General features: G+C 73.2%; 18 protein-coding genes. 6 read left to right on the forward strand and 12 right to left on the reverse strand.

The annotated features are described in order from the left end of the window. Positions 1 to 55 precede the first annotated feature (55 nt). The 6 genes from lhgO to MWU57_RS06620 form a co-directional block, all read right to left on the reverse strand. Complete coding sequence (gene lhgO / locus MWU57_RS06595) at positions 56 to 1,252, reverse strand: L-2-hydroxyglutarate oxidase (protein ID WP_246908177.1); 1,197 nt, start codon at positions 1,250 to 1,252, stop codon at positions 56 to 58. Positions 1,253 to 1,391: 139 nt separating this feature from the next. Continuing rightward, the gene (locus tag MWU57_RS06600) at positions 1,392 to 4,739 is read right to left on the reverse strand and encodes an RICIN domain-containing protein (RefSeq protein ID WP_246908179.1); all 3,348 of its coding nucleotides are present in this window, start codon (positions 4,737 to 4,739) and stop codon (positions 1,392 to 1,394) included. 74 nt (positions 4,740 to 4,813) lie between these two features. Then, positions 4,814 to 6,904: a beta-galactosidase gene (locus MWU57_RS06605; RefSeq protein ID WP_106264236.1), complete on the reverse strand. Its 2,091-nt coding sequence runs from the start codon at positions 6,902 to 6,904 to the stop codon at positions 4,814 to 4,816. Between the two features lie 107 nt (positions 6,905 to 7,011). Then, positions 7,012 to 8,352 carry an ABC transporter substrate-binding protein gene (locus MWU57_RS06610; protein ID WP_246908181.1) on the reverse strand — a complete coding sequence of 447 codons (1,341 nt, stop codon included), beginning with the start codon at positions 8,350 to 8,352 and terminating at the stop codon, positions 7,012 to 7,014. Positions 8,353 to 8,436: 84 nt separating this feature from the next. Next, complete coding sequence (locus tag MWU57_RS06615; protein ID WP_106264233.1) at positions 8,437 to 9,363, reverse strand: carbohydrate ABC transporter permease; 927 nt, start codon at positions 9,361 to 9,363, stop codon at positions 8,437 to 8,439. Between the two features lies 1 nt (position 9,364). Next, positions 9,365 to 10,288 carry a carbohydrate ABC transporter permease gene (locus tag MWU57_RS06620; protein ID WP_106264231.1) on the reverse strand — a complete coding sequence of 308 codons (924 nt, stop codon included), beginning with the start codon at positions 10,286 to 10,288 and terminating at the stop codon, positions 9,365 to 9,367. Positions 10,289 to 10,447: 159 nt separating this feature from the next. Between MWU57_RS06620 and MWU57_RS06625 the strand changes: the two genes are divergently transcribed. Next, positions 10,448 to 11,467, forward strand: coding sequence for a LacI family DNA-binding transcriptional regulator (locus MWU57_RS06625; RefSeq protein WP_308221148.1), 1,020 nt, complete (start codon positions 10,448 to 10,450; stop codon positions 11,465 to 11,467). A 56-nt stretch (positions 11,468 to 11,523) separates the two neighbouring features. Continuing rightward, entirely contained in the window at positions 11,524 to 12,219 is a 696-nt protein-coding gene (locus MWU57_RS06630; RefSeq protein WP_246908182.1) for a GPR1/FUN34/YaaH family transporter, read from the forward strand. Positions 12,220 to 12,234: 15 nt separating this feature from the next. Here the strand turns inward: MWU57_RS06630 and MWU57_RS06635 are convergent, their stop codons facing one another. Then, complete coding sequence (locus MWU57_RS06635; RefSeq protein ID WP_106264226.1) at positions 12,235 to 12,654, reverse strand: phage holin family protein; 420 nt, start codon at positions 12,652 to 12,654, stop codon at positions 12,235 to 12,237. Positions 12,655 to 12,784: 130 nt separating this feature from the next. Between MWU57_RS06635 and galE the strand changes: the two genes are divergently transcribed. Continuing rightward, positions 12,785 to 13,918 (forward strand): UDP-glucose 4-epimerase GalE, encoded by a 1,134-nt coding sequence (gene galE / locus MWU57_RS06640; RefSeq protein ID WP_246908184.1) that lies wholly within the window; start codon positions 12,785 to 12,787, stop codon positions 13,916 to 13,918. Positions 13,919 to 13,977: 59 nt separating this feature from the next. Here the strand turns inward: galE and MWU57_RS06645 are convergent, their stop codons facing one another. The 5 genes from MWU57_RS06645 to MWU57_RS06665 all read right to left on the reverse strand — a co-directional run bounded on the left by MWU57_RS06645 (position 13,978) and on the right by MWU57_RS06665 (position 18,675). Continuing rightward, positions 13,978 to 14,937 carry a TAXI family TRAP transporter solute-binding subunit gene (locus MWU57_RS06645; protein WP_246908186.1) on the reverse strand — a complete coding sequence of 320 codons (960 nt, stop codon included), beginning with the start codon at positions 14,935 to 14,937 and terminating at the stop codon, positions 13,978 to 13,980. Next, positions 14,934 to 16,292, reverse strand: a complete 1,359-nt coding sequence (locus tag MWU57_RS06650; protein WP_246908189.1) for a HAMP domain-containing sensor histidine kinase — start codon at positions 16,290 to 16,292, stop codon at positions 14,934 to 14,936. Before MWU57_RS06650 ends, MWU57_RS06645 begins: the two co-directional genes overlap by 4 nt. Position 16,293: 1 nt before the next feature. Then, positions 16,294 to 16,971, reverse strand: coding sequence for a response regulator transcription factor (locus MWU57_RS06655; RefSeq protein WP_106265116.1), 678 nt, complete (start codon positions 16,969 to 16,971; stop codon positions 16,294 to 16,296). A gap of 77 nt (positions 16,972 to 17,048) precedes the next feature. Next, complete coding sequence (locus MWU57_RS06660) at positions 17,049 to 18,020, reverse strand: alpha/beta hydrolase (protein WP_246908191.1); 972 nt, start codon at positions 18,018 to 18,020, stop codon at positions 17,049 to 17,051. Next, positions 18,010 to 18,675, reverse strand: a complete 666-nt coding sequence (locus MWU57_RS06665; RefSeq protein WP_246908193.1) for a pentapeptide repeat-containing protein — start codon at positions 18,673 to 18,675, stop codon at positions 18,010 to 18,012. The genes MWU57_RS06660 and MWU57_RS06665 overlap by 11 nt, the downstream gene beginning before the upstream one ends. 112 nt (positions 18,676 to 18,787) lie before the next feature. On the opposite strand from MWU57_RS06665, the gene MWU57_RS06670 reads away from it, so the two are divergent. From MWU57_RS06670 to MWU57_RS06680, 3 genes are all read left to right on the forward strand, one after another. Next, positions 18,788 to 19,198, forward strand: a complete 411-nt coding sequence (locus MWU57_RS06670) for a MerR family transcriptional regulator (RefSeq protein ID WP_246908195.1) — start codon at positions 18,788 to 18,790, stop codon at positions 19,196 to 19,198. Next, positions 19,198 to 20,796, forward strand: coding sequence for a peptide chain release factor 3 (locus tag MWU57_RS06675; protein WP_246908197.1), 1,599 nt, complete (start codon positions 19,198 to 19,200; stop codon positions 20,794 to 20,796). The genes MWU57_RS06670 and MWU57_RS06675 overlap by 1 nt, the downstream gene beginning before the upstream one ends. A gap of 164 nt (positions 20,797 to 20,960) precedes the next feature. Next, positions 20,961 to 22,547 carry a SulP family inorganic anion transporter gene (locus MWU57_RS06680; protein WP_374108532.1) on the forward strand — a complete coding sequence of 529 codons (1,587 nt, stop codon included), beginning with the start codon at positions 20,961 to 20,963 and terminating at the stop codon, positions 22,545 to 22,547. Positions 22,548 to 22,569 lie beyond the last annotated feature (22 nt).

The following is a 22,569-nucleotide window of genomic DNA, read 5'->3' on the forward strand; positions in this document are numbered from 1 at the left end:
TCGGGGGCGGATCTGCACGGCGACGGGGCGGCGGGAGCCAGGCTCAAGCCTCCGGTCAGAGATACATGCGGTCGACCACGTGCTCCGCGATCGCCAGGCTCGAGGTCGCGGCGGGCGACGGTGCGTTACGCACGCTCGTGACGCCGTCGGACGTCTCGATGACGAAGTCGTCCACGAGGGAACCGTCGCGCTCGACGGCCTGGGCGCGCAGGCCGGTCCGCCCCCGCACGACGTCGGCGCTGCCGATCGCGGGGACGTACCGCTGCGCGGTCCGCAGGTAGGCGGACGCCACGGCGGAGCCGTACATCTCCCGCACGCCGGTGCGCCAGTGCCGGGCCGCCATCCGCCAGAAGCCGGGCCACCCCAGCACGGCTGCCGTGTCCCGCGGGCTCATCGCGAGCCGTCGGTAGGCGCCCCGGTCCAGGGCGAGGACGGCGTTGGGACCGACCTCCAGCTCGCCGGCCACGGTGCGGGTGAAGTGCACGCCCAGGAACGGGTAGCGCGGGTCGGGCACCGGGTAGACCATGCCGCGCACCAGGTCGCGCTTGGCCGGGCGGACCGTCATGTACTCGCCGCGGAACGGGACGATCACCGGGCCCCGCGCGCCGCCGACCAGCCCGGCCAGGCGGTCGGACTGCAAGCCACCGCACACCACGAGGCGGTCCACCGGGTGGCGGGCGTCCCCGCAGGAGACGACGACGCGGGGCCCCTCGCGCCGGACGCCGGTCACCCGCGCACCGAGCAGCACCTGTCCGCCGGCCGCTTCCACGTCCCGGGCGAGCCGGGCGCACACGGCCACGAAGTCCGTGATCGCGGTCCGGGGCGAGTGCAGGGCCGCGGCGCCGACGGCGTGCGGCTCGACGTCAGCGATCTCCGCCGCCTCGAGGCGGCGCAGGCCGGGCACCTCGTTCTCCCGGGCGGTCCGCTCCAGGGCGTCGAACCGGCCGCGCTCCGCGGCGTCGACCGCCACGACGAGCTTGCCGACCTCGTCGTACGGCAGGTCGTGCTCGGTGCAGTACTCCCGCAGCAGGTCACGGCCCCGCGTGCACAGGCGCGCCTTGAGGCTGCCCGGCCGGTAGTAGATCCCGGCGTGCACGACGCCGGAGTTGTGGCCCGTCTGGTGCGCGCCCAGGCGGTCCTCGGCCTCCAGGACGACCACCCGGGTGCCGGGCCGCCGCCGCAGGAGCTCCCGGGCGACGGCGAGACCCACGATGCCGCCACCCACGACCCCGACGGTCTCGTCAGCACTCATCGCTACCCTCCGGCCGCCGTCGTCCCGCCCCGCGGGAACGTGCGGCCCACGCTAGCGCCGCGCCGGGCGCGGGGTCGTGCCGAACGCGCCGAGGTAGCCCTACCTCGGCGCGTTCGGCCCTACCTCGGCGGGTTCGGCACTACCTCGGCGCCCAGGGGCCGTGCGGGTCGCCGGGCTCCTGGTTGCGGGTCCACCACTGCGCGACGTACGTCTCGCCGTCGTGCACGACGACGTCGCCGGCGATGAAGACGCGTGACGGCGTCCACAGGGCCTCGCCCGACGCGGCGCGGACCGTCTCCTGCCACGAGCCCCAGACGCTGCTGCCCGGCTCGTCGCGGGTCCACCACTGCGCCGCGTGGTACGAGCCGTCGTGGAACACCGCGTCGCCGGCGGTGTAGGTCGCGTCGGCGTCCCACACGGGTGACGGGTCCCCGGGCACCTTGGCCAGCACCTCGATCTCGCTGACCACCAGGTGCGTGGCCTCGTGGGCCGTCATGACCACCCGCACGGCATCGGTGCGCACGTCGGCGTCGACCGCCACCGGCTCCGCGCCGGACGCCGGTTCGGCCGGGTCCCCGACGGCCTGCCACGCGCCGTCGACACGGGCCTCGACCTGGACGGTCCGTGCCCAGCTCCGGTGCGAGCCGTCGACGTAGAAGTGCACGTCCACGCCGGTGACGTCGCGCGGCTCGGGCAGGGTCAACGTCAGGGTGTCGGTCGGGTTCTTGTCGCCCGAGCGCCAGTTGGACCAGCCCTTGTCGTCCACGTCGCCGTTCACCACGCGCTCGGCCGGGTAGCCCGGCTCGGTGTACGTCGCCTCGACCGTGGTGCCGTCCGCCGTCGCGGCGTTGGCCTCGCCCGGCTCGGTGACCAGCACGCGCACCGTGGCGGGCAGGGTGTCGCCCGCCCCGGCGTCGGCGGTCCCGGAGAGCTGCACGACGCCGATCTCGTCGTACACGCCGTCGGCCGCCTGCTCCCAGGTGACCGCGCGCTCCACGTCGACACCGCCGGCCGTCACGGCCGTCACCGTGGCGGGCAGCTCCGGCACGCCACCGGCGTACGTGGACGCCGAGGCCGTGCGGGTGGAGGCGAGCACGTCGACGGTGACCGTCGCGGTCGCGGCGACCGTGCCACCGGCCGGGTTCGTCACCGTGCCGGTGACCTCCACGGTGCCAGGCTCGGCCCACGCGGAGTCCTCCGGGACGTCCCACGTGACGGGCAGGGCGTCGCCCGCGCCGCCCGGGTACACCGGCGTCACCGACTCCGGCAGCTCCGGGGCCGCGCCCGGCGTGGTGAAGGCGTCGACGGGCTCGGTCCCGAGCAGCGTCTCGTCGAGGATCTCCCAGCGCTGGTTCGCGCCGGAGTTCGCCAGGTAGGTGCCCACCGGCGAGCCGTCGGCGGTGGCCTGGCCACCCACCTCGAGCAGCGTGCCCGACGACGCGTTGACCAGCGTGTACGTGCCGTCGCCCGTGGTCGACAGGATCCAGCGTGCGGCCTCCGGAGTGTCGGCCGGGTCCGCCGGCGCCTCGACCAGCACGGCGGAGGTGTCGGCGTCCACGGCGAGCTGCTCGCCGGTGGCCGTGTTCGTCACGGCGTACCGCGTGCGGTGCGAGCCCGAGCCCTCCGGGGCGCCCAGGTCCGTGAGCGTCCACAGCTGGTCGGCCGCGGCGGGGTCGTCGGTGACGATCTGCACGCCGTCGCCGGCCGGGGCCAGCGAGCGGTCGGACTGCACGCCGTCGATCCGGTAGACGTGCCCGTCCTGAGCCAGCGGGGCGTCGTCGGCCACGCCGGAGACGCCGTCGACGACGAACGTCGTCACGGACTCGGCCGGCACGGTGAGCGTGGCGCGCGCCGCGCCGTCGGTCTCGACCGGGACGGGGTCGCCCTCGACGAGGTAGCCGCCGGAGTCGGTGACCACCGGCGTGACGGTGGCGCCGTCGGCCAGCTCACCGAAGCCGGAGAGGTCCAGAGCGACCGTGCGCGCGGACGTCTCGTCGTTGACGTGCACGACGACGGCCTGGTCGCCGGAGGCGGAGACGGCGGCGGTGCTGCTCGGGTCGTCCACCCCGACCAGGCGGTCGCCGGGCGCGATGAAGTGCGTGAAGTTCTGGGTGACCCAGTACTTCGTGTTGGTGTAGATCGGGCAGGTCTCCAGCGTGTCCTCGGCCGTGCAGGAGAACGGGATCTGGATCTCGCCCCAGTTGCCGCCCTCGGGGCTCTCGCCGCCGGGCGCCATGTTGTCGTAGTCCTCGACCGGCTGCCAGAACACCCAGGCGGACGGCTCGAGCTCACGCAGGTCGTCGACGATGTGCTGGGCGCTGCCCAGGCCGGACTCCATGGACTCGAAGTCCTGGCCCGTGCTGCTCCACGACCCGCCGACCTCGCTCATCCACAGCGGCTTGTCCTCGCCCTTGGCGATGTCGCGCACGGTGGTGCGCTGGCCGGTGCCGTACGTGTGGACGTTGAGCTGGTCCACCAGGTCCCGGACCTCGGGCGCGTAGGCGTTCCAGTTGCTCGCGAACCGGCCGGGGTTGGTCTCGTCCATCGCCGAGATCACGGCGTCCGTCCCGGAGCCCTGCAGGGCCGAGGCCAGCGCCGGGAGCACCTGCTGCTGCAGCGCGGGGCCCATGTGGGCGCCCTCCTGCCGGCCGCCGGTGGGGTTGCCGTCCGCGCCGAGCTGGGTGCCCCAGTAGTCGGTGTTGGGTTCGTTGAACGGGTCGATCGTGTCCACGTCGATGCCGTGCGCGTCTTCGAGCCGCTCGGTGACGCCCACCAGGTACCGCGCGAAGTCGTCGATGCTCTCCGGCTTGAGCTGGTCCTCGTCCGCGTCGAAGTTGCCCGAGACGTAGCCGGACTCCGTCATGAACCACGGCGGGGAGTTGGAGAACGTCTCCCAGTGCGTCACGTCGTCCTTGATGCGGTCCACCCACCAGCGCTGCGTGGCGTCGGCGTCGGGGTCCCAGTCGGCGGGGTCCTCGGCGTCCCACCAGTCGACGTCCTCGCGGGTGGTGCCCTCAGGGGCGTTCCACCAGCCGTCGACGGCGCCGCCCGCCCGCAGATAGTCCGGCACGTCCGGGGCGTTGCCGCCGCCCACGTTGTACCGGGCGATGTTGAGGTTCAGCCCCTCGTCGCCGAACACCATGTCCGCGAGCCGGTCCCGGATCTCGTCCGGGTAGTCACCGGTGGCGTTCGCGAACCAGACGAGGCTGGTCCCCCAGCCCTCGAACGGTTGGCCCGCGTACGACGGGTCCGGACGGACGGTGACGTCCGCAGCCGGAGCCGCGGTCGTCGCGCTCGGGACCGCCGTCGTCGCGGCCGTGCCGGGAGCGGCCAGGGCCGTGCCGGGAGCGGCCAGGGCCGTGCCGGGAGCGGCCGTCGCGGGCGCCGTCGCCAGACCGGCGACCAGGAGGCCGCCGGTCAGCGACGCGACCGCGCGCCGGGTGCGGACCGCTCGCAGCGGTGGTGTCGTGTCCTGCCAGGTGCTCATCGGTGAGCCTTCCTCTCGCGTCGGTGCGATGGTCCGAGATCCTGCGGTCGTGCGGTCGGGTGGACGGGTGGTTGTCAGGCGCGGGGACGGCGCAGCACCACGACGCCGCGGGGCGCCAGCGTGTCGGCCGGGACCTCGCCGGACGGACGAGCGTCCGCGACCTCGCCGTCGTGCGGCGTGGTGCTGACGAGGGCCTTGCCGTCGAGGCCGGCGAGGCCCAGCGCCTCGTCGGTCCGGTTCACGAGGAACCAGAACTCCTCGTCGGCGGTGCGGCGCACGGTCAGCTCCACCCGGCCGCGCAGCGGCTCGGGCAGCTCGGAGCGCACGCCGGCGGCGTCGAGGAGCCGCTCGAGCAGCGGGCGGAGGCCCGCGGCACCGAGCCGGGTCGACACGTAGGCGGCCGACCCGCGTTCCACCGCCCGCCGGGTGACGGCCGGGCGCCCGGCCTGCTGCCCGTCGAGGTAGGTCGCCAGCACGTCCGTGCCCGGCAGCACGTCGATGCGGTCCGTCCACAGCGTGCCCGTCGAGCCGTCGTCGAGCCGCACGCGCTCGCCGTCGCGCAACGGGTTGAGCTCCTCGATGCGGAGCCCGAGCAGGTCGCGCAGGGCGCCCGGGTAGCCGCCGAGCCACACGTGGTCGTCGGCGTCGACGATGCCGGAGAAGTACGTGGTGACGAGGTGGCCGCCGGCCTCCACCCAACGGGTCAGCCGGTCCGCGAGCGCCGCCGGGACGACGTGCAGCACCGGCGCGACGACGACGTCGTAGTCGGCGAGGTCCGTGCGGCCGTCGTCGAGGCCGGCCACGGGGACGACGTCGGCGCGCACGCCCGCGTCGAGGAACGCGTGGTACCAGTCCAGCGCCTCGGCGCGGTAGCGCAGCGCCTCGGTGGGGTGCGAGTCCAGCTCGGAGGCCCACCAGGAGTCCCAGTCGAACAGGATCGCGGCGCGGGCCGGTGCCCGCTCCGCCCCGACGACGGGGGCGAGGTCGGCGAGCGTCCGGCCGAGGGCGACGACGTCGCGGAACAGCGCCGAGTCCTCCCCGGCGTGGGGCACCATCGCCGAGTGGTACTTCTCCGCGCCCGCGGCGGACTGGCGCCACTGGAAGAAGCAGACGGCGTCGGCGCCGTGGGCCACGTGCGTCAGCGAGTCCCGGGCGAGCTCGCCCGGCCGCTTCGGCACGTTGACCGGCTGCCAGTTCACGGCGCTGGTGGAGTGCTCCATGAGGAACCAGGGGCGGCCGCCCGCGACGCCGCTGGTCAGGTTCGCGGAGAACGACATCTCCTCGCGGCCCTGCGGACCGGGCTGCAGGTAGTGGTCGTTGGAGACGAAGTCGATCTCGGGAGCCCAGGCGGCGTAGTCCATGCCCTTGGTCTCACCCATGACCATGAAGTTCGTGGTGACCGGGACGTCCGGCGTGATGCGGCGCAGCACGTCCCGCTCGGCGCGCAGGTGCTCCACCAGGGCGTCCGAGGAGAACCGCTTGAAGTCGAGCTGCTGCGTCGGGTTCGGGTACGACGCCGCGAGCCGCGGCGGCAGGATCTGCTCCCAGTCGGTGTAGCGCTGCGACCAGAACGCCGTGCCCCACGCCTCGTTGAGCCGGTCGAGCGTGCCGTAGCGCGCCGTGAGCCAGGTACGGAACGCCCGTGCGGCGTCGTCGGAGTAGTCCTCGACGTTGTGGCAGCCGAGCTCGTTGCTGACGTGCCAGGCCGCGAGCGCCGGGTGCGCGGCGTACCGCTCGGCCATCTTCTCGACCAGGGCGAGCGCGTGCTCGCGGAAGACGGGCGAGGTGGGCCGCCACTGCTGGCGGCCGCCGGGCCACAGGGTCTCCCCCGTGCGGGTCACCGGCAGGATCTCCGGGTGCGCGGTGGTGAGCCACGGCGGCGGGGACGCGGTGGCGGTGGCGAGGTCCACGGAGATGCCGTGCGCGTGCATGAGGTCCATGACCTCGTCGAGCCAGCCGAAGTCCCAGCGGTCGGGTGCCGGCTGGATCCGGGCCCAGGAGAAGATCGCGACGGAGACGACGGTGACGCCCGCGGCCTGCATGAGCCGCGCGTCCTCGGCCCACACCTCGCGCGGCCACTGGTCCGGGTTGTAGTCGGCGCCGTACCCGAGGCGTGCGGGGCGGGTCGTCTCGGGGCCCGCGAGCAGGCGGGGGACGTCGGTCATGGAGGCTCCTGGACGTGCGGGGTGTGCGGGGTCTGCGGGGAGGGCGCCGTGGCGGCGCCGGTGGGGACGGCGGCTCGCCGTCCCCACCGGCGCTCACGGGCGGGCCGTCACTGGTTGACGGTGAAGCCCTGGTCGTTGCCGTAGGTGGTCGACTGCTCCTGCCAGGTGGCCAGGCCGTCGGTCAGGGTGGTGTCGGAGACGTACGCCTGGCCCACCGTGTCGTTGAAGATCGAGTTGGCGTACACCTGGAACGGCAGGTACTGCCAGCCCTCGGCGACGTTCGCCGACGAGTCGGCCAGGACCTCGTTGACCTGCTGGCCGCCGAAGTACTCAAACTCCTGCTCGCGGAACGCGGGGTCCTCCAGCTCGGCGACGGTCGCCGGGAAGGCGCCCTCGTCGACGCGCGTGGCGATGCCGTCCCCGACGGTCGCGTACTCGAGGAACGCCCAGGCGAGGTCGGCGTTCTCGCTCGCGGCCGGGATCGCCAGCGAGCTGCCGCCGTTCTCCGAGGTGACCTCCTCGCCGCTCTCCCACTGCGGCATCGGTGCGACGGCCCAGTCGCCGGACGCGTCCGGCACCGAGGACTCCAGGTTGCCGCGCATCCAGGCGCCGATGACGAGCGAGGCGATGGAGCCGTCGGACAGGCCCTGGTACCACTCGTCGCTCCAGGAGCCGACCGGGGCCACGAGCTCCTCGTCGAGCATGGTCTGCCACGTGGAGGTGAACTGCTGGGTGCCCTCGTCGGTGAAGTCGATCGTGACGTCGGTGCCCTCGACCTGGTAGGGGCGCCCCCCGGCCTGCCAGATCATCGAGGTGGTGAAGCCGGCGTCGCCGACGTCGTTGGTGAGGTAGGCGTCCGGGTCGGCCTCGTGCAGGGTGCGGGCCGCCTCGACGTACTCCTCCCACGTGGTGGGGACCTCGATGCCGTGCTCGTCGAAGACGCGCTTGTTGTAGAACAGCGCCATCGGCCCGGAGTCGGTGGGCAGGGCGTAGACGCCGCCCTCCTGCTGCACCGCACCCCACGGGCCGGGCGTGAAGGTGCCGTCGAGCTCGTCGGCCCCGTAGGCCGTGAGGTCCGCGAGGGCCTCGGAGAGCGCGAACTGCGGCAGCGCGTAGAACTCGATCTGCGCGACGTCGGGCACGCCGTCACCGGCGGCGATCGCGTTCTGCAGCGCCGTGTACTGGTCGTTGCCGGTCCCGACGTTCTCCAGGTTCACGGTGACGTTCGGGTGCTCCGCCTCGAAGTCGGCGGCCACCGACTCGAGCGTGGGGTCCCAGGCCCAGACGGTGATCTCGCCGCCCTCCTCCAGCGCCGAGTCGGCGTCCTGGGTGGCCTCGCCGGAGTCGGTCTCGCCGCTCGCGCAGGCCGTCAGGCCCAGGGCCAGGACGCCGGCGACGGCGGTGCCGCGCAGCCACCGGGTGGTCCGGGTGGTCGTTCGTGCAGTCATGTCGGTCCTCACTTCGTTGTCGGAACAGTCGGTCGGGCGGTCGGCGGCGCCATCGGTGGCGCCGCCGGCCCGGCGTCGGTCAGGTCATTCCTTGACGCTCCCGGCGGCGAGCCCGGACTGCCAGTAGCGCTGCAGCACCAGGAACGCCGCGACGAGCGGCAGGATCGTCAGGAGGGAGCCGGTGATGACGAGGTGGAAGATCGCCTCGCCGCCGGCGGTGGCGGCCTGCGCGTTCCACGCGTTCAGGCCGAGGGTCAGCGGGTACCAGTCGCTGTCGCGCAGCATGATCAGCGGCAGGAAGTAGTTGTTCCAGGTGGCCACCATGGTGAACAGCAGCACGGTGACGATCCCCGGCGCGAGCAGCGGCAGGCTGACCCGGAAGAAGGTGCGGAACTCCCCCGCCCCGTCGATCCGGGCGGCCTCGAGCAGCTCGGTGGGGATCGCCTCGGCCGCGAACGTCCACATGAGGTAGAGGCCGAACGGAGAGATCAGGGACGGGATGATCACGGCCCAGGGCGTGTTGGTCAGCCCCATCTGGCTGAACATGAGGAACGTCGGCACGGCGAGGGCGGTGCCGGGCACCGCCACGGCCCCGATGACGACGGCGAACACGCCGCGCTTGCCGGGGAAGTCGAACTTGGCCAGGGCGTACCCGCCCAGGATGGCGAGGAACGTGGCCCCGCCGGCGCCCAGCACGACGTAGAGCACGGTGTTGCCGAGCCACCGGACGAACACGCCGTCGTCGTAGGTGAGCGTGGCGACGACGTTGTCCCAGAGGGCGAACGAGTCGCCGAACCAGAGCCCGAACGAGGAGAACAGGTCTCCCTGGGTCTTGGTGGAGTTGACGAGCAGCCACACGAGCGGCACGAGCGAGTACACGAGCACGACGGCGGTGAGCACCGTGAGCAGCGGGCTGCGGCGGGGCCGGTCGACGCTGTGCTTGTTGACGGTCCGGGTCCGCAGGCGCGGCCCCCGGGAGGACGGGGCGGTCGCGGTGAGGGCGGTGGTCACGTCACGCCTCCTTGCGCATGCCGCGCAGCTGCACCACGTAGGCGATCACCATGGTGATCAGGCCCATGATGATGGCGACGGTCGCGGAGTAGTTGTACTGCTGGCCGGAGAAGGACAGCGAGTAGGCGTACAGGTTCGGGGTGTAGGACGTGGTGATGGCGTTGGGCGCCAGCGACTGCAGGATGCTGGGCTCGTTGAAGAGCTGGAAGCTGCCGATGATCGAGAAGATCGTCGCGATCACCAGGGCACCGCGGATCGCGGGGATCTTGATCGACCGGACCACCTGCCACTGCGTCGCCCCGTCGATCTCCGCGGCCTCGTAGAGCGAGTGCGGGACGACGCGCAGCGCCGCGTAGAAGATCAGCATGTTGTAGCCCACGAACTCCCAGGTGACGATGTTGCCGATCGACGCCAGCACGAGGTCGGGAGACAGCGGGTCGGGCAGGGAGACGCCGAGCGCGTCGTTGAGGTTGCCGACCAGGCCGAACCGGGTGCCGTACATGAAGCCCCACATGAGCGAGGCGACGACGGCGGGGACCGCGTACGGCATGAAGATCGAGATGCGGAAGAAGCTCTTGCCGTAGAGCCGGCCGGAGTCGATGGCCAGCGCCACGAGCAGGGCGATGCCGAGCATGATCGGCACCTGCACCACGAGGAACAGGCTCACGCGGGCCAGGCCCTCCCAGAACTGGGGGTCCTGCATGGCGCGGGCGTAGTTGTCCAGGCCCACGAACGTGGTGCCGCCGACCATCTGGGTGCGGAACACCGACAGGTACAGCGAGTAGACGATGGGCGCCAGGAACACCAGCGCGAACACGAGCATGAAGGGGCCGACGAACATCCAGCCGGTCCATCGCCGTCGGCTGGGTCGCCGGGTGGCCGGAGCGGGCGGTGCGGCCGCCACCGGTGGGGACGTCGTCGTCATGCGGGTCTTCCTCGGGGTCACGGGGATGTTCACGTCAACATCAGGCGCCACGAGGACGGATGTTTACGTAAACATGGACTAAGGTGATCGTGCATCGCGGGACGCGGTACGTCAACCCCGACGGCCGGCGAGACCGAACTGTGACCGAGCGGAGGACCCTTGCCCGACCCGAGCCCGACCGGGCGACCTCAGCGCGTCTCGATGGCCGACGTCGCGCGGCGCGCCGGCGTCTCGTCGCAGACCGTCTCGCGCGTCTCGAACGGCCACCCCGGCGTGGTCGACCGCACGCGCGAGCAGGTGCTGGCGGCCATGCGTGAGCTCGGCTACCGGCCCAACAGCGCGGCCCGCGCCCTGCGCTCCGGCCGGTTCCGCACCATCGGGGTCATCCTGTTCTCGCTGTCCACCACCGGCAACGTCCGCACCCTGGACGCGATCGCGACGTCGGCCGCGGCCGAGGGCTACGCCATCACCGTGATCCCCGTCGAGGCCCCCACGCAGGACGGGGTCAACGGCGCCTTCACCCGCATGGGCGAGCTCGCCGTCGACGCCGTGATCCTCCTGATGGAGGTCCACCTGCTCGACGCCGCCAGCATCTCCCTGCCCACCGACGTGCCGGTCGTCGTCGCCGACTCCGACGCCGGGGACCGCTACCCCGTGGTGGACACCGACCAGGCCGCCGGGTCGCGCACCGCGGTGGAGCACCTGCTCGGTCTCGGGCACCGGACCGTGGTGCACCTGGCCGGACCGTCCGAGTCCTTCTCCGCCCAGCGACGCGAGGACGCCTGGCGCCGGACGCTGCACGAGGCCGGCCGGGACGTCCCCCCGGTGTACCGCGGGGACTGGTCCGCGGCCTCCGGGTACGCGGCCGGGCAGGAGATCGCCCGCACCGACGCGACCGCCGTCTTCGCGGCCAACGACCAGATGGCGCTCGGGCTGCTGCGCGCCCTGGCCGAGGCCGGGCGCAAGGTGCCGCAGGACGTCAGCGTGGTCGGGTTCGACGACCTCCCCGACGCCGTCGCCTACCTCCCGCCGCTGACCACGGTGCACCAGGACTTCGCGGAGGTCGGACGGCGCTGCGTCGCCGGGGTGCTGCGTCAGATGGCCGACCGCACCATCCCGCACGGACGCACGCTCGTGCCGACGCGCCTGGTCGAGCGGGCGAGCACCGCGGCGCCCTGACCTGGCCCGGCGCCCCCGCCGTTGTGGGGCACCACGAGATCGTGTTGTGTGATCCGATGAGCGAACCTTCCGCACCGCGCGACCGGCAGAGCGAACAGCTGCAGATGACGCGCATCGTGCTGCGCCCGAGCGGCAACCCCCTCCCCCTGGGCTTCATGGCGCTGGCCCTGGGCACGGTCGGCTTCAGCTGCCTCCAGCTCGGCCTGCTCCCCACCGCGGAGGAGAACACCGTGGCGCTGGCGGTGCTGGTGCTCACCGTGCCGCTGCAGTCCCTCGCCGCCGTCGTCGGGTTCGGCGCCCGCGACCCGATCGCCGGGACCGGGATGGCCATGGTCGCCGGGGTGTGGGCCATGCTCGCGGTCGCGACGCTCACCTCGCCGCCCGGCACGGCGAGCCCCGCCGTGGGCGTGCTCCTGCTGACGGCCGCCGTCGCCCTGCTCCTCCCGGCGGCCGCGGCGCACGGCAAGCTGCTCGCCGCCGGGATCATGGTCGGGTCCGCGGCACGGTTCGCCCTGACCGGGGTCGCCGAGCTCACCGGATCCGCCGGGTGGGACGCCGCCGCGGGCGTGCTCGGGCTGGTGCTGGCCCTCGCGGCGCTCTACGCCGCCCTGGGCTTCGTGCTCGAGGAGGTCGACCACCCGGTCCAGCTCCCCGTGCTGCGCCGCGGCGACGGGATCAAGCCGCTGCGCGACGACCTGGAGGAGCAGGTCGAGGGCATCGCCCGGGCCGCCGGCGTGCGCCAGCAGCTCTGAGCCGTCCGCGCAGGGTCACTCCCCGTCGCGACGCTTCTCCACGGCGTTCTTGAGCAGCAGCGCCGGCAGCAGGAAGTTCGCGAGCAGCGTCACGATCCACACGATGATCGGGCCGACGAGCCAGCCCAGCCACCCGGAGATGTCCAGCCCGTCGGGCGCGACCAGGACGGCGATGAGGAGCGCCACGTAGGTGGTGATGAGGCCGACGGCGCTGAGCATCGCCGGCGCGTTGTTGCGGGCCAGCTTGACGAAGAACGGCGTGAGCACGGCTTGGGCCACCGCGAACACGACGACGGCGACCACGAACGCCAGCGGGTTGCTCCAGTCGATGTCGAACGTCTGCCAGTCGAGGGCGGCGAACACCCAGTCGGTCAGGAGCAGGCCGACGGCGACGGCGAGCAGCAGGACCGCGGTGCGGGCCAGAAGTCTCAGCATGGCAGCAGCGTGGCACACGTCACACGAATTTGCCTGGGATGCTCTTGACTACCTCAACTCCCCTGTTGCCGCCCCTCACGGCGCCACCATCATGGCCCCACGTCAGCAAACGTGGTGCGAGGTGTGTCAGATGCGGGTCCTGGTCACCGGCGGCGCCGGCTATCTCGGGTCCCACGTGGTGCTGGCACTGGTGCAGGCGGGCCACCAGGTCGACGTCGTGGACGACTTCTCCCGCGGCACCCCGGCGTCGCTGGCCCGTGGTGAGGCGATCTCCCGGCGCCGGGTGCGCACGCACGCCGCGGACGTCGCCGACATCGACTCCATGGAGCGGATCTTCGCGGGCGCGGCCGTCGACGCCGTCGTCCACCTCGCCGGGCTGCGGTCCGCGTCGGAGTGCGTCGACCGCCCCCTGGACGCCTACGAGACCAACCTGACCACCACCTTCACGCTGCTGCGGTGCATGACCTGGTACGGGGTCGACCGGCTCGTGCTGTCCTCCTCCGCCGCGGTCTACGGCGACGCGACGGCCCACGGCACGGCGGGCTCGCCCGACGGCGGCACGCGGTTCGCCGAGGACGCCCCGCTCGCGCCCGCCTCGCCCCTGGGCCGCACCATGGTCACCAACGAGCAGCTCCTGCAGGACGTCACCCGGGCCGGTGCCGCGCTGCGCGTCGCCGTGCTGCGCTGCTTCAACACCGTGGGCGCCGACCCGTCGGGACGCATCGGCGAGGACCGCAACGGCGCGCCCTCCAGCCTGCTGACCCGGCTCGGCGAGGTGGCCCTGGGCCTGCGCGGCCACGTCGAGGTGCACGGCGGCAACCACCCCACCCCCGACGGCACGGCCCTGCGCGACTACGTCCACGTGTCCGACGTCGCCGCGGGCCACGTCGCCGCGCTGGCGGCTCTGGAGCGGCCGGGCGAGGACGCCGTGCGGACGTGGAACCTCGGGACCGGGCACGGGAGCAGCGTGCGCGAGGTCCTGCGCACCTTCGAGCAGGTCACCGGCCGGGAGGTGTCCTCCCGCGTGCTGCCGGCACCGGCCGGCACGATCGCGTCGTCGGTCGCGGACGTCACGCGGTCGGCGGCCGACCTGGGCTGGACGGCCCGCCGGGACCTCGCCGAGATCTGCCGCGACCACTGGCGGTGGCAGCGGGAGCACCCCCGGGGCTACCCGTCGACGCTCGTCCCGGAGACGCCGTGGCGCGGCGGCGTCGGCCACCGGCTGCGGCTGGTGCCACCGCTGTCCACGGCGGTCAGCCGCTAGGTGGACCCGGCGAACTCCTCCTCCGTGGGCCAGGTCTCCGCGGCCCGCCCGGACAGACCTCAGGGCTTGACGTCCTGGTAGTACCGCAGCGCGCCGGCCTGCAGCTCGGCGGGCTCGGTGTAGATCGCCCGTGACCGGTCGAGGAGCGCTGCCGAGGGGACGAGCACGGAGATCTCGCTGCGCGTGTCGAAGAGCGTCTGCACCAGCCCGTGCGCGACGCCCTCGGGCATGTCGGGGCTCACCACCAGGACGTTGGGGACCGCGAGCGTCTCGACGTCCTCGGTCATGCCGTACACACCCTCGGGCACCACACCGTGCCGGTACCCGTGCCCGTACTCCGCGCGGAGCTCGTCGACCACGTCCACCAGCGGGATCAGCCGGACGGGCAGCTCCTCGGCCAGGCCGACGATGCCGGGCGTGCGCAGCCCGCCGGACCAGAAGACCGCGTCGAGGCGCCCGTCCTCCAGCGCGTCGATCGACTCGGTGATCCCCAGCTCGGAGACCCGGAGGTCGGCGATCGGCACGTCCGCCGCCTCGAGCACGCGGCCCGCGATGAGCGACGTCCCGGACCGTGGCGCGCCGACGGACACCCGTAGGCCCCGCAGGTCCGCGATCTCCTCGACCTCCGAGTCCGCGGGCACCACCAGGTGGGCGAAGTCGTCGTACACGCGGGCGAGCGCCCGGACCTCCACCGGCTCGGCGAAGCCTCCCTCGCCGTCGACGGCGTCCGCCACGGCGTCCGCCGCGCTGAAGGCCAGGTCCGCCGTCCCGTCGGCGAGCAGCTGCAGGTTGTCGACGGACCCGCCGGTGCTCAGGACCTCCACCTCGATCCCGTACTCGTCCGCGAGCTGCGACGCGAACGCCTGGCCGTAGCCGTGGTAGATGCCGCTGGTCCCGCCGGTCGCGATGGTGAGCCGCTCGGGCTGCCGGCCTTCCCACGGGTCGCTGTCCGGGGCGCACGCGGCCAGGAGAGCACCCGCCACGAGCAGCGACGACACGGCCGCGACGATCCTCCTCACGTCCCCTCCTCCCAGGCCGGGACCTGCAGGCACACCCGCAGGCCGCCGTCGTCGGGCAGCTCGAGCCGCAGCCCGCCGCCGAGCTCGGCGAGGAGCTCCGAGGCGATCGCGAGGCCCAGGCCGGAACCGCGCACCGAGCTGTGGCCCGGGCTCCGCCAGAAGCGCTCCGTGAGGCGCTCGAGCTGGTCGGCCGGCACGCCCGGGCCGTGGTCGCGCACCACGACCTCGATCGAGCCGGCCGCGCGGACCACGGAGACGTCGATCGGCTCGGACTCCGGCGCGAACTTGATCGCGTTCTCGACCACGGTGTCGAACGCGCTCTCGAGCGCGGTGGGGTCGACGGTCCCGAGGACCTCACCCCCGGGAGTGGTCAGCCGGAGCTCGCGGTCCGGGTCGAGGATCCTGCGCCCCTCCACGCGCCGCGCCACCAGGTCGGCGACGTCGACGGGCTGCGCGGCCGACATGCTCGAGCCGTCGGCCAGCAGGAGGAGGGCGTCGAGGATCTGCGCCATCCGTTCGGCCTCCGCCCGCACGTGCGCGACGTCGTCGGCACCCTCGGGCGGGACGCTCAGCGCGAGCGACTCGACGCGGAGCATCAGGGCGCTGAGCGGGTTGCGGAGCTCGTGCGAGGCGTTGGCCACGAACTCCTGCTGACGGCGCATCAGGTGCTCGACGCGCTCCGCCATCTCGTTGAAGCGGCTCACCACCTGACGGAGCTCGGGAGGCCCCGTCGACGGCGGGATGCGCTCGTCGAGCCGCCCGTCGCCCATCTTCTCCATCGCCTGGTCGACGGCGCGGACCGGTCGCAGCACCCAGCCCGCGGTTCGGTCGGCCAGGACGAGCGCGAGCAGCGCGATCACGGCGCCCGCCGCGGCGAGCAGCGCCCAGCTGTTCCAGATGGCGCGCTGGACCTTCCCGCCGTCCGACGACGTCACGAGCGCGCCGACCAGGTCGCCACCGTCGAAGATGGGCTCGGCCACCACGGTGCGCTGGGCGTCCCAGGGCCAGAACGTCTCGCGCATCTCCGCCCGGCGGCCCGCGAGCGCGGCGTGCCGCTCGGCGTATTCCTGGACCTCGATCCCTTCCGCCGCGACCGTGGCCCCGGCCTGGTCGACGACGGCGGCGCCGATGCCGTACACCTGCCGGTACCGCTCCAGGTCGCCCGCGACGAGGGAGGGGTCGTCGGCGACGATCGCCTGCCGGGCCGGCAGGACGAGGTAGCTCGTGTCGCGCAGCCGGTCCAGGAAGACCTCCTGCTGGTGGGCGCGCGTCACGCTCGACGCGTAGAGCATGCCGAGCAGCAGGATGACCAGGGCGAGCGGCACGTAGACGACGGCGGCGAGTCTGCTCCGCACGTCACTGCTGCCCGACCCGGTACCCCACGCCGCGCACCGTCTCCACCACCGAGGGCTCGCCGAGCTTGCGGCGCAGGGAGGCGACGTGGACCTCGAGGGTGCGGCCGAGCCCCTTCCAGCTGGAACCCCACACCTCCCGCAGGATGCGCTCGCGGGCGAGCGCCGTGCCGCGGTGCCGGACCAGCAGCGCCAGGAGGTCGTACTCCTTGCGGGTCAGGGAGACGACGGCGCCGCCGGTGCGGCGCACCACGCGGGCGGCGAGGTCGACCTGGACCTCGCCGACGTCGATCTGGGCGACGTGAGCCCGCCCGTCCCACTCGCGGGACCGGCCACGGCGCAGCACCGCGTCGATGCGGGCGAGGACCTCGCGGATGTCGTACGGCTTGGTCACGTAGTCGTCGGCGCCGAGCTCCAGGCCGCGCACCCTCGACTCGAGCTGGGTGCGCGCGGTCACCATGATGATCGGGGTGTCGGAGACCTTGCGGATCCGGCGGCAGACCTCGAACCCGTCCATGTCCGGCAGGGCCAGGTCGAGCAGCACGAGGTCGGTCCGCGGGCTCAGCGCCGCGAGCGCGCTCGCGCCGTCGGCCGCCCGGATCGCCTCGTACCCGTGCTTGCCCAGGACGGAGACGAGCGCACCGGCGACATGCTCGTTGTCCTCCACGACCAGCAGCTGCACGGTCCGACCGTAGCCGAGCACGGGCGCGACGGATAGATGACGCCAGGACGCGGGCGCCCCGGGGCCGGGTGAGATCGTCAGCCGGCCAGGCCTGCGACGAACTGCACGCTCGCCGCCGCGATCCGCTCCCGCGCCGCGTCGTCGGTGAGGGTCGGTACGCCGTCGCCGGGCTGCGGACCGTAGTCGCCGAACTGGGCGTGGGAGGCGCCGTCCACGACGGTGAACCCGGCGTCGGGCGGCAGGTCGGCGCGCGACGCCTCGATCTTCGGCGGGGTGGCGAGCCCGTCCCGGGTGCCGGAGACGGACTCGACGGCGGCCGTGAGGGACCCGCTGACGTCGCCCGCCGGGTAGGAGGCGTACAGCAGCAGCCCGACGGCGGGTGCGCTCGCGTCGTCGTCGGCCTCGTCCGCCTCCATCGCGGCGACCGTGCCGCCGAGCGAGTGCCCGCCCACCACCCACCTGTCGACCTGCGGGTGCCCGGACCGGGCGTCGTCGAGCGCCCCGACGGCCAGGAAGGCGATACCCAGCGGCTGCTTCGCCACGACGACGGTGTGCCCGGCCTCCGCGAGCGGGTGCAGCACGGCGGCATAGGCGCGCGGGTCGACGCGCGCCCCGGGCTGGAAGAGCACACCCGTCCCGCTCGCGCCGTCCGTCGGTGCCAGCACGATCTGCGTGGACGTCTCGGCGACGGTGACCGCGCCGTCGGACCGCATCGCGTCCAGCGCCGGTTCCACCGCGCCGAACGGTCGCAGCCAGCCGACGACGGCGATCCACCCGGCCGCGGCGACGAGCAGGACCACCCCCGCGACCCGGCGCCACCCCCGCCGCGGCGCAGCGGGGCGGAAGGAGCGCCAGCCGACGGCGACGCTCACCATCGCGGTGAGCGCCAGGAGCACCGCGTAGGCGGGGTGGCCGTGCACGACGGCGCCCCAGGCCGTCACGCAGACCCAGGCGACCACGAGGAGCCCGGCGGCGGCGACGGCCCGGACCACCCACGGGTGGCGGTCGGAGCTGCCAGGGTTTCCGGGGCGGCCGGCGTCAGTCGACAACCGAGATCCCCAGGTTGGCGGCCAGGAGCGGAGCGAGCTCGCCGAGCTGGGCCGCGTTGATCGTGGTGCCGCGCAGGGCGTCCGTGCCGACCAGCTCGGCGAGCTCGGCGCCGCGCAGGTCCACGTCCTGCAGGGTGGAGGCCTGGACGTCCAGCCGGCGCACCCGCGTGCCCTCGAACGCGACCCGGGTGGCCCGGGCCTGGACCAGGTCCAGCTCGTCGACGGTGCAGTCGGTGAAGAGGACGTCCTGCAGGGTGGCCCCGCGCAGGTTGACGAAGCCCAGCTTGCAGCCCACGAGGTGCACGGACTGCCAGGTGGACTCGTACAGCTCGGCCGAACCGATGCGCGCGTCGCGCACCTCGACGTCGCGCCACCGGCTCCGCACGCCCTGCACGACCGGGACGTCGACGCGCGCCAGGACGACCTCGGTGAGCGTCAGGTGGCGCAGGTCGGCCTCCCGGGCGCGCAGCCCGTCGAGACGCGATCCGTCGGCGCGGGCCCCGCGCAGCTCGACCCGGTCGAGGTCGACGTCGGTGAGCCGGACGCCGTCGAGGTCCGCCGCCGGGGCGAGGTCGTCGGCGCTCCCCGCCACCAGGTCGGCGAGCACGACGGGGTCGATCACGGGCCGGGAGGGCTGGCTGGGACGGCGCGGCACGGCACCCAGGCTACGTGGTGCCCTCGGACGCGCTGGAGCGGCACGCATCACAGGCACGGGCGCCGGTCCGTCCCTCCCGCGACGGTAGGGTACGGACGTCGAACGGAGAGTCATGGGTCAGGACCACAAGCAGATCGGCGAGGTGTCGGAACGCACCGGCCTCTCCCTGCGCACGATCCGCTACTACGAGGAGGTCGGCCTCGTCATCCCGTCCGCGCGCTCGCACGGCGGCTTCCGGCTGTACACCGAGTCGGACATCGCGCGGCTCATGGTCGTCAAGCGCATGAAGCCGCTCGACTTCACGCTCGAGGAGATGCGCGACCTGCTGACCACCCTCGACGACCTGGAGCGCGACGACGTCGACGCGGCGAACCGCGAGGCGACGCTCGAGCGCCTCACCGCGTTCGAGTCGGCGGCCGAGGAGCGCTGCCGGAGCCTGCGCGCCCAGCTCGAGAGCGCCGAGGAGTTCGCCGGCGACCTGCGCCGCGAGCTGAGCCGGCGCGGGGCGGTGACCGAGTCCTGATGACCACGCTCACCACCGAGAACCCGTCGGTCGCGGCCGAGGCCGCCCGACGCCGCAGCATCGCCGTCATCTCGCACCCCGACGCCGGCAAGTCGACCCTCACCGAGGCCCTCGCCCTGCACGCCCGCGCCATCGACGAGGCGGGCGCGGTGCACGGCAAGGGCAACCGTTCCGGCGTCGTCTCCGACTGGCTCGAGATGGAGCAGAAGCGCGGCATCTCCATCACCTCCGCCGCGCTGCAGTTCGTCTACCGCGACGTCGTGATCAACCTGCTCGACACCCCGGGGCACGCGGACTTCTCCGAGGACACGTACCGCGTGCTCACCGCGGTGGACGCCGCCGTCATGCTGCTGGACTCCGCGAAGGGCCTGGAGCCGCAGACCCTCAAGCTCTTCGAGGTCTGCCGGCGTCGCGGCGTGCCGGTCATCACGTTCGTCAACAAGTGGGACCGCCCCGGCCGCGAGGTCCTCGACCTCTGCGACGAGCTCGAGGAACGGATCGGCCTGCGGCCCACCCCGGTGACGTGGCCCGTCGGCGAGGCGGGCCGGTTCCTCGGCCTGCTCGACCGGCAGGACGGGCACGTGACGAGATACCGCCGGACCCCGGGTGGCGCCTCGCTCGCGGAGGAGGAGACCCTCGACGCGTCGCGGGCGGCCGACGAGCTCGACGACGACTACACCGAGGCCGTCGAGGGGGCGCAGCTCCTCGACACGGTCGACGTCGCGACGTTCCGCAGCGGCGAGACGACGCCCCTGCTGTTCGGGGCGGCGCTGGCCAACATCGGCGTGCGGCAGCTCCTCGACGCCGTGGTCGACCTGGCCCCGGCGCCCGGCGCCCGCCCGACCGCCGACGGCGGCGACCGCCCCGTCGAGGCGCCGTTCAGCGGGTTCGTCTTCAAGATGCAGGCCGGCATGGACCCGAAGCACCGCGACCACGTCGCCTACATCCGGGTGTGCTCGGGACGGTTCGAGCGCGGCATGAACGTCACGCACGAGCGCTCCGGGCGGCCGTTCGCGACGAAGTACGCCCTGTCGGTGTTCGGCCGGGAGCGTTCGACCGTGGAGGACGCCTACCCCGGGGACGTCGTCGGGCTGGTCAACGCCGGCGCGCTGGCCGTCGGGGACACCGTGCACGAGCCGTCCGGGCCGCCCGTCCGGTTCCCCCCGATGCCGGCGTTCGAGCCGGAGCACTTCGCCGTCGCGCGGTCCTCCGACCCGGGCCGTTCCAAGCAGTTCCGCAAAGGCATGTCGCAGCTCGAGCAGGAGGGCGTCGTCCAGGTGCTCGTCTCCGACCTGCGCGGCGACGCGAGCCCCGTCCTGGCGGCCGTGGGCCCCCTGCAGTTCGAGGTCGCCGCGTTCCGCATGGAGCACGAGTTCTCGGCGCCGATGGTCCTCGAGACGCTCTCGCTCTCGGTGGCCCGCTACGTCGACCCCGCGCACGCGGCCGCCGTCGCGGCCTACCCCGGCGCCGAGGTCGCCCGCCGCCGGGACGGCGCGACGCTGGCCCTCCTGCGAGACGTGTGGCACGCCCGTGCGTTCGAGCGCGGGCACCCGGACATCGCCCTGGACCCGCTGACACCAAACCTGCCTTCACGTTAGGGTAGAGTCAGACCCGGCCCGGCTCCCGCGCGTCCCCGACCCTGCGGGCCGAGCACCCCACACTCTCCGTACGCAGCGTCGCGTGCCTCCGTCTTGTCCATCCCGACCGGGTCTCGCGACCTGGTCCGCGGGCGCGCGCGCCCACCGAGCCCGAAGGAAGCTGCGTGCCGAACGACGCCCGCCCCTCCCTGCCTGATCCCGCTCCCGTGCCGCAGCCGGTCACCGGCGCACCCGAGGCCGGCGAGGCCTACTCCGTGCTGAAGGCCCTGAGGTCGCCCCGCATCCTCAAGACGGAGGTGCTCGCCGGGCTGGTCGTGGCCCTCGCGCTCATCCCCGAGGCGATCGCGTTCTCGATCATCGCGGGCGTCGACCCGCGGCTCGGGCTGTTCGCGTCCTTCACGATGGCCGTCTCCATCGCGTTCCTCGGCGGCCGGCCGGCCATGATCTCCGCCGCCACGGGTGCGGTCGCCCTGGTCATCGCCCCGGTCGCGCGGGACCACGGCATCGACTACCTGATCGCCACCGTCATCCTGGCGGGCGTCCTCCAGGTGGCTCTCGGCGTGCTCGGCGTGGCCAAGCTCATGCGGTTCATCCCGCGCTCCGTGATGGTCGGCTTCGTCAACGCCCTGGCGATCCTCATCTTCACCTCCCAGCTCCCGCACCTGTTCGGCGACAAGGTGAACGCCGACAACCGCTGGTGGATCTACGGGCTGGTCGTCGTCGGCCTGGTCATCATGGTGCTGATGCCCCGGTGGACCAAGATCGTCCCGGCGCCTCTCGTGGCGATCGTCCTGCTCACCGCCGCGACGGTCCTCGCCGTCATCAACGTCCCGACCGTCGGCGACGAGGGCGACCTGCCCGAGTCCCTGCCGTCGCTGCTGATCCCGGACGTGCCGCTGAACCTCGAGACGCTCCAGATCATCGCGCCGTTCGCGCTGGCCATGGCGCTCGTGGGCATCCTCGAGTCGCTGCTGACCGCCAAGCTGGTCGACGACGTCACGGACACCCACTCCAACAAGACCCGCGAGGCCTGGGGCCAGGGTGCGGCGAACGTCATCACCGGGTTCTTCGGCGGCATGGGCGGCTGCGCGATGATCGGCCAGACCATGATCAACGTCAAGGCCTCGGGCGCCCGCACCCGCATCTCCACGTTCCTGGCCGGCGTGTTCCTGCTGATCCTCGTCGTCGGCCTGGGCGACGTCGTCGCGATCATCCCCATGGCCGCGCTCGTCGCCGTCATGATCATGGTGGCCGTCGGCACCTTCGACTGGCACTCGGTCCGGCTCGACACGCTGCGTCGCATGCCCCGGTCCGAGACCGCCGTCATGCTGTCGACGGTGGTCGTCACGGTCTGGACCCACAACCTGGCGTACGGCGTCCTGGTCGGTGTGGTCGTCGCGATGGTGCTCTTCGCCCGCCGCGTGGCACACTTCACCACCGTGACCCGCCTCGACGACAGCGCTGGACCCGGAGGCGACGACGACGCCGTCCGCACCTACGCTGTGGAGGGCGAGCTGTTCTTCGCCTCCTCGAACGACCTGGTCTACCAGTTCGACTACTCGGGCGACCCGGACGAGATCGTCATCGACATGACCAAGGCACACGTGTGGGACGCCTCCACCGTCGCCAGCCTCGACGCCGTACGCACCAAGTACGAGGCCAAGGGCAAGCGCGTGACGATCGTCGGCGCCAACGCGGACACCACCGCGCGGCTGGACCTGCTCGCCGGACGGCTCGGCGGGGCACACTGATCTCAGGGGCCCCTCACGAGGG

It is taken from the genome of Isoptericola sp. S6320L, from assembly GCF_023015685.1.
GTDB lineage: Bacteria > Actinomycetota > Actinomycetes > Actinomycetales > Cellulomonadaceae > Isoptericola > Isoptericola halotolerans_A.

What these genes read in the sequence shown, in the direction of transcription:
- lhgO (WP_246908177.1), bottom strand. Translation starts at nt 1,252, where the DNA reads ATGAGTGCTGACGAGACCGTCGGGGTCGTGGGTGGCGGCATCGTGGGT.
- MWU57_RS06600 (WP_246908179.1), bottom strand. Translation starts at nt 4,739, where the DNA reads ATGAGCACCTGGCAGGACACGACACCACCGCTGCGAGCGGTCCGCACC.
- MWU57_RS06605 (WP_106264236.1), bottom strand. Translation starts at nt 6,904, where the DNA reads ATGACCGACGTCCCCCGCCTGCTCGCGGGCCCCGAGACGACCCGCCCC.
- MWU57_RS06610 (WP_246908181.1), bottom strand. Translation starts at nt 8,352, where the DNA reads ATGACTGCACGAACGACCACCCGGACCACCCGGTGGCTGCGCGGCACC.
- MWU57_RS06620 (WP_106264231.1), bottom strand. Translation starts at nt 10,288, where the DNA reads ATGACGACGACGTCCCCACCGGTGGCGGCCGCACCGCCCGCTCCGGCC.
- MWU57_RS06630 (WP_246908182.1), top strand. Translation starts at nt 11,524, where the DNA reads ATGAGCGAACCTTCCGCACCGCGCGACCGGCAGAGCGAACAGCTGCAG.
- MWU57_RS06635 (WP_106264226.1), bottom strand. Translation starts at nt 12,654, where the DNA reads ATGCTGAGACTTCTGGCCCGCACCGCGGTCCTGCTGCTCGCCGTCGCC.
- galE (WP_246908184.1), top strand. Translation starts at nt 12,785, where the DNA reads ATGCGGGTCCTGGTCACCGGCGGCGCCGGCTATCTCGGGTCCCACGTG.
- MWU57_RS06670 (WP_246908195.1), top strand. Translation starts at nt 18,788, where the DNA reads ATGGGTCAGGACCACAAGCAGATCGGCGAGGTGTCGGAACGCACCGGC.
- MWU57_RS06675 (WP_246908197.1), top strand. Translation starts at nt 19,198, where the DNA reads ATGACCACGCTCACCACCGAGAACCCGTCGGTCGCGGCCGAGGCCGCC.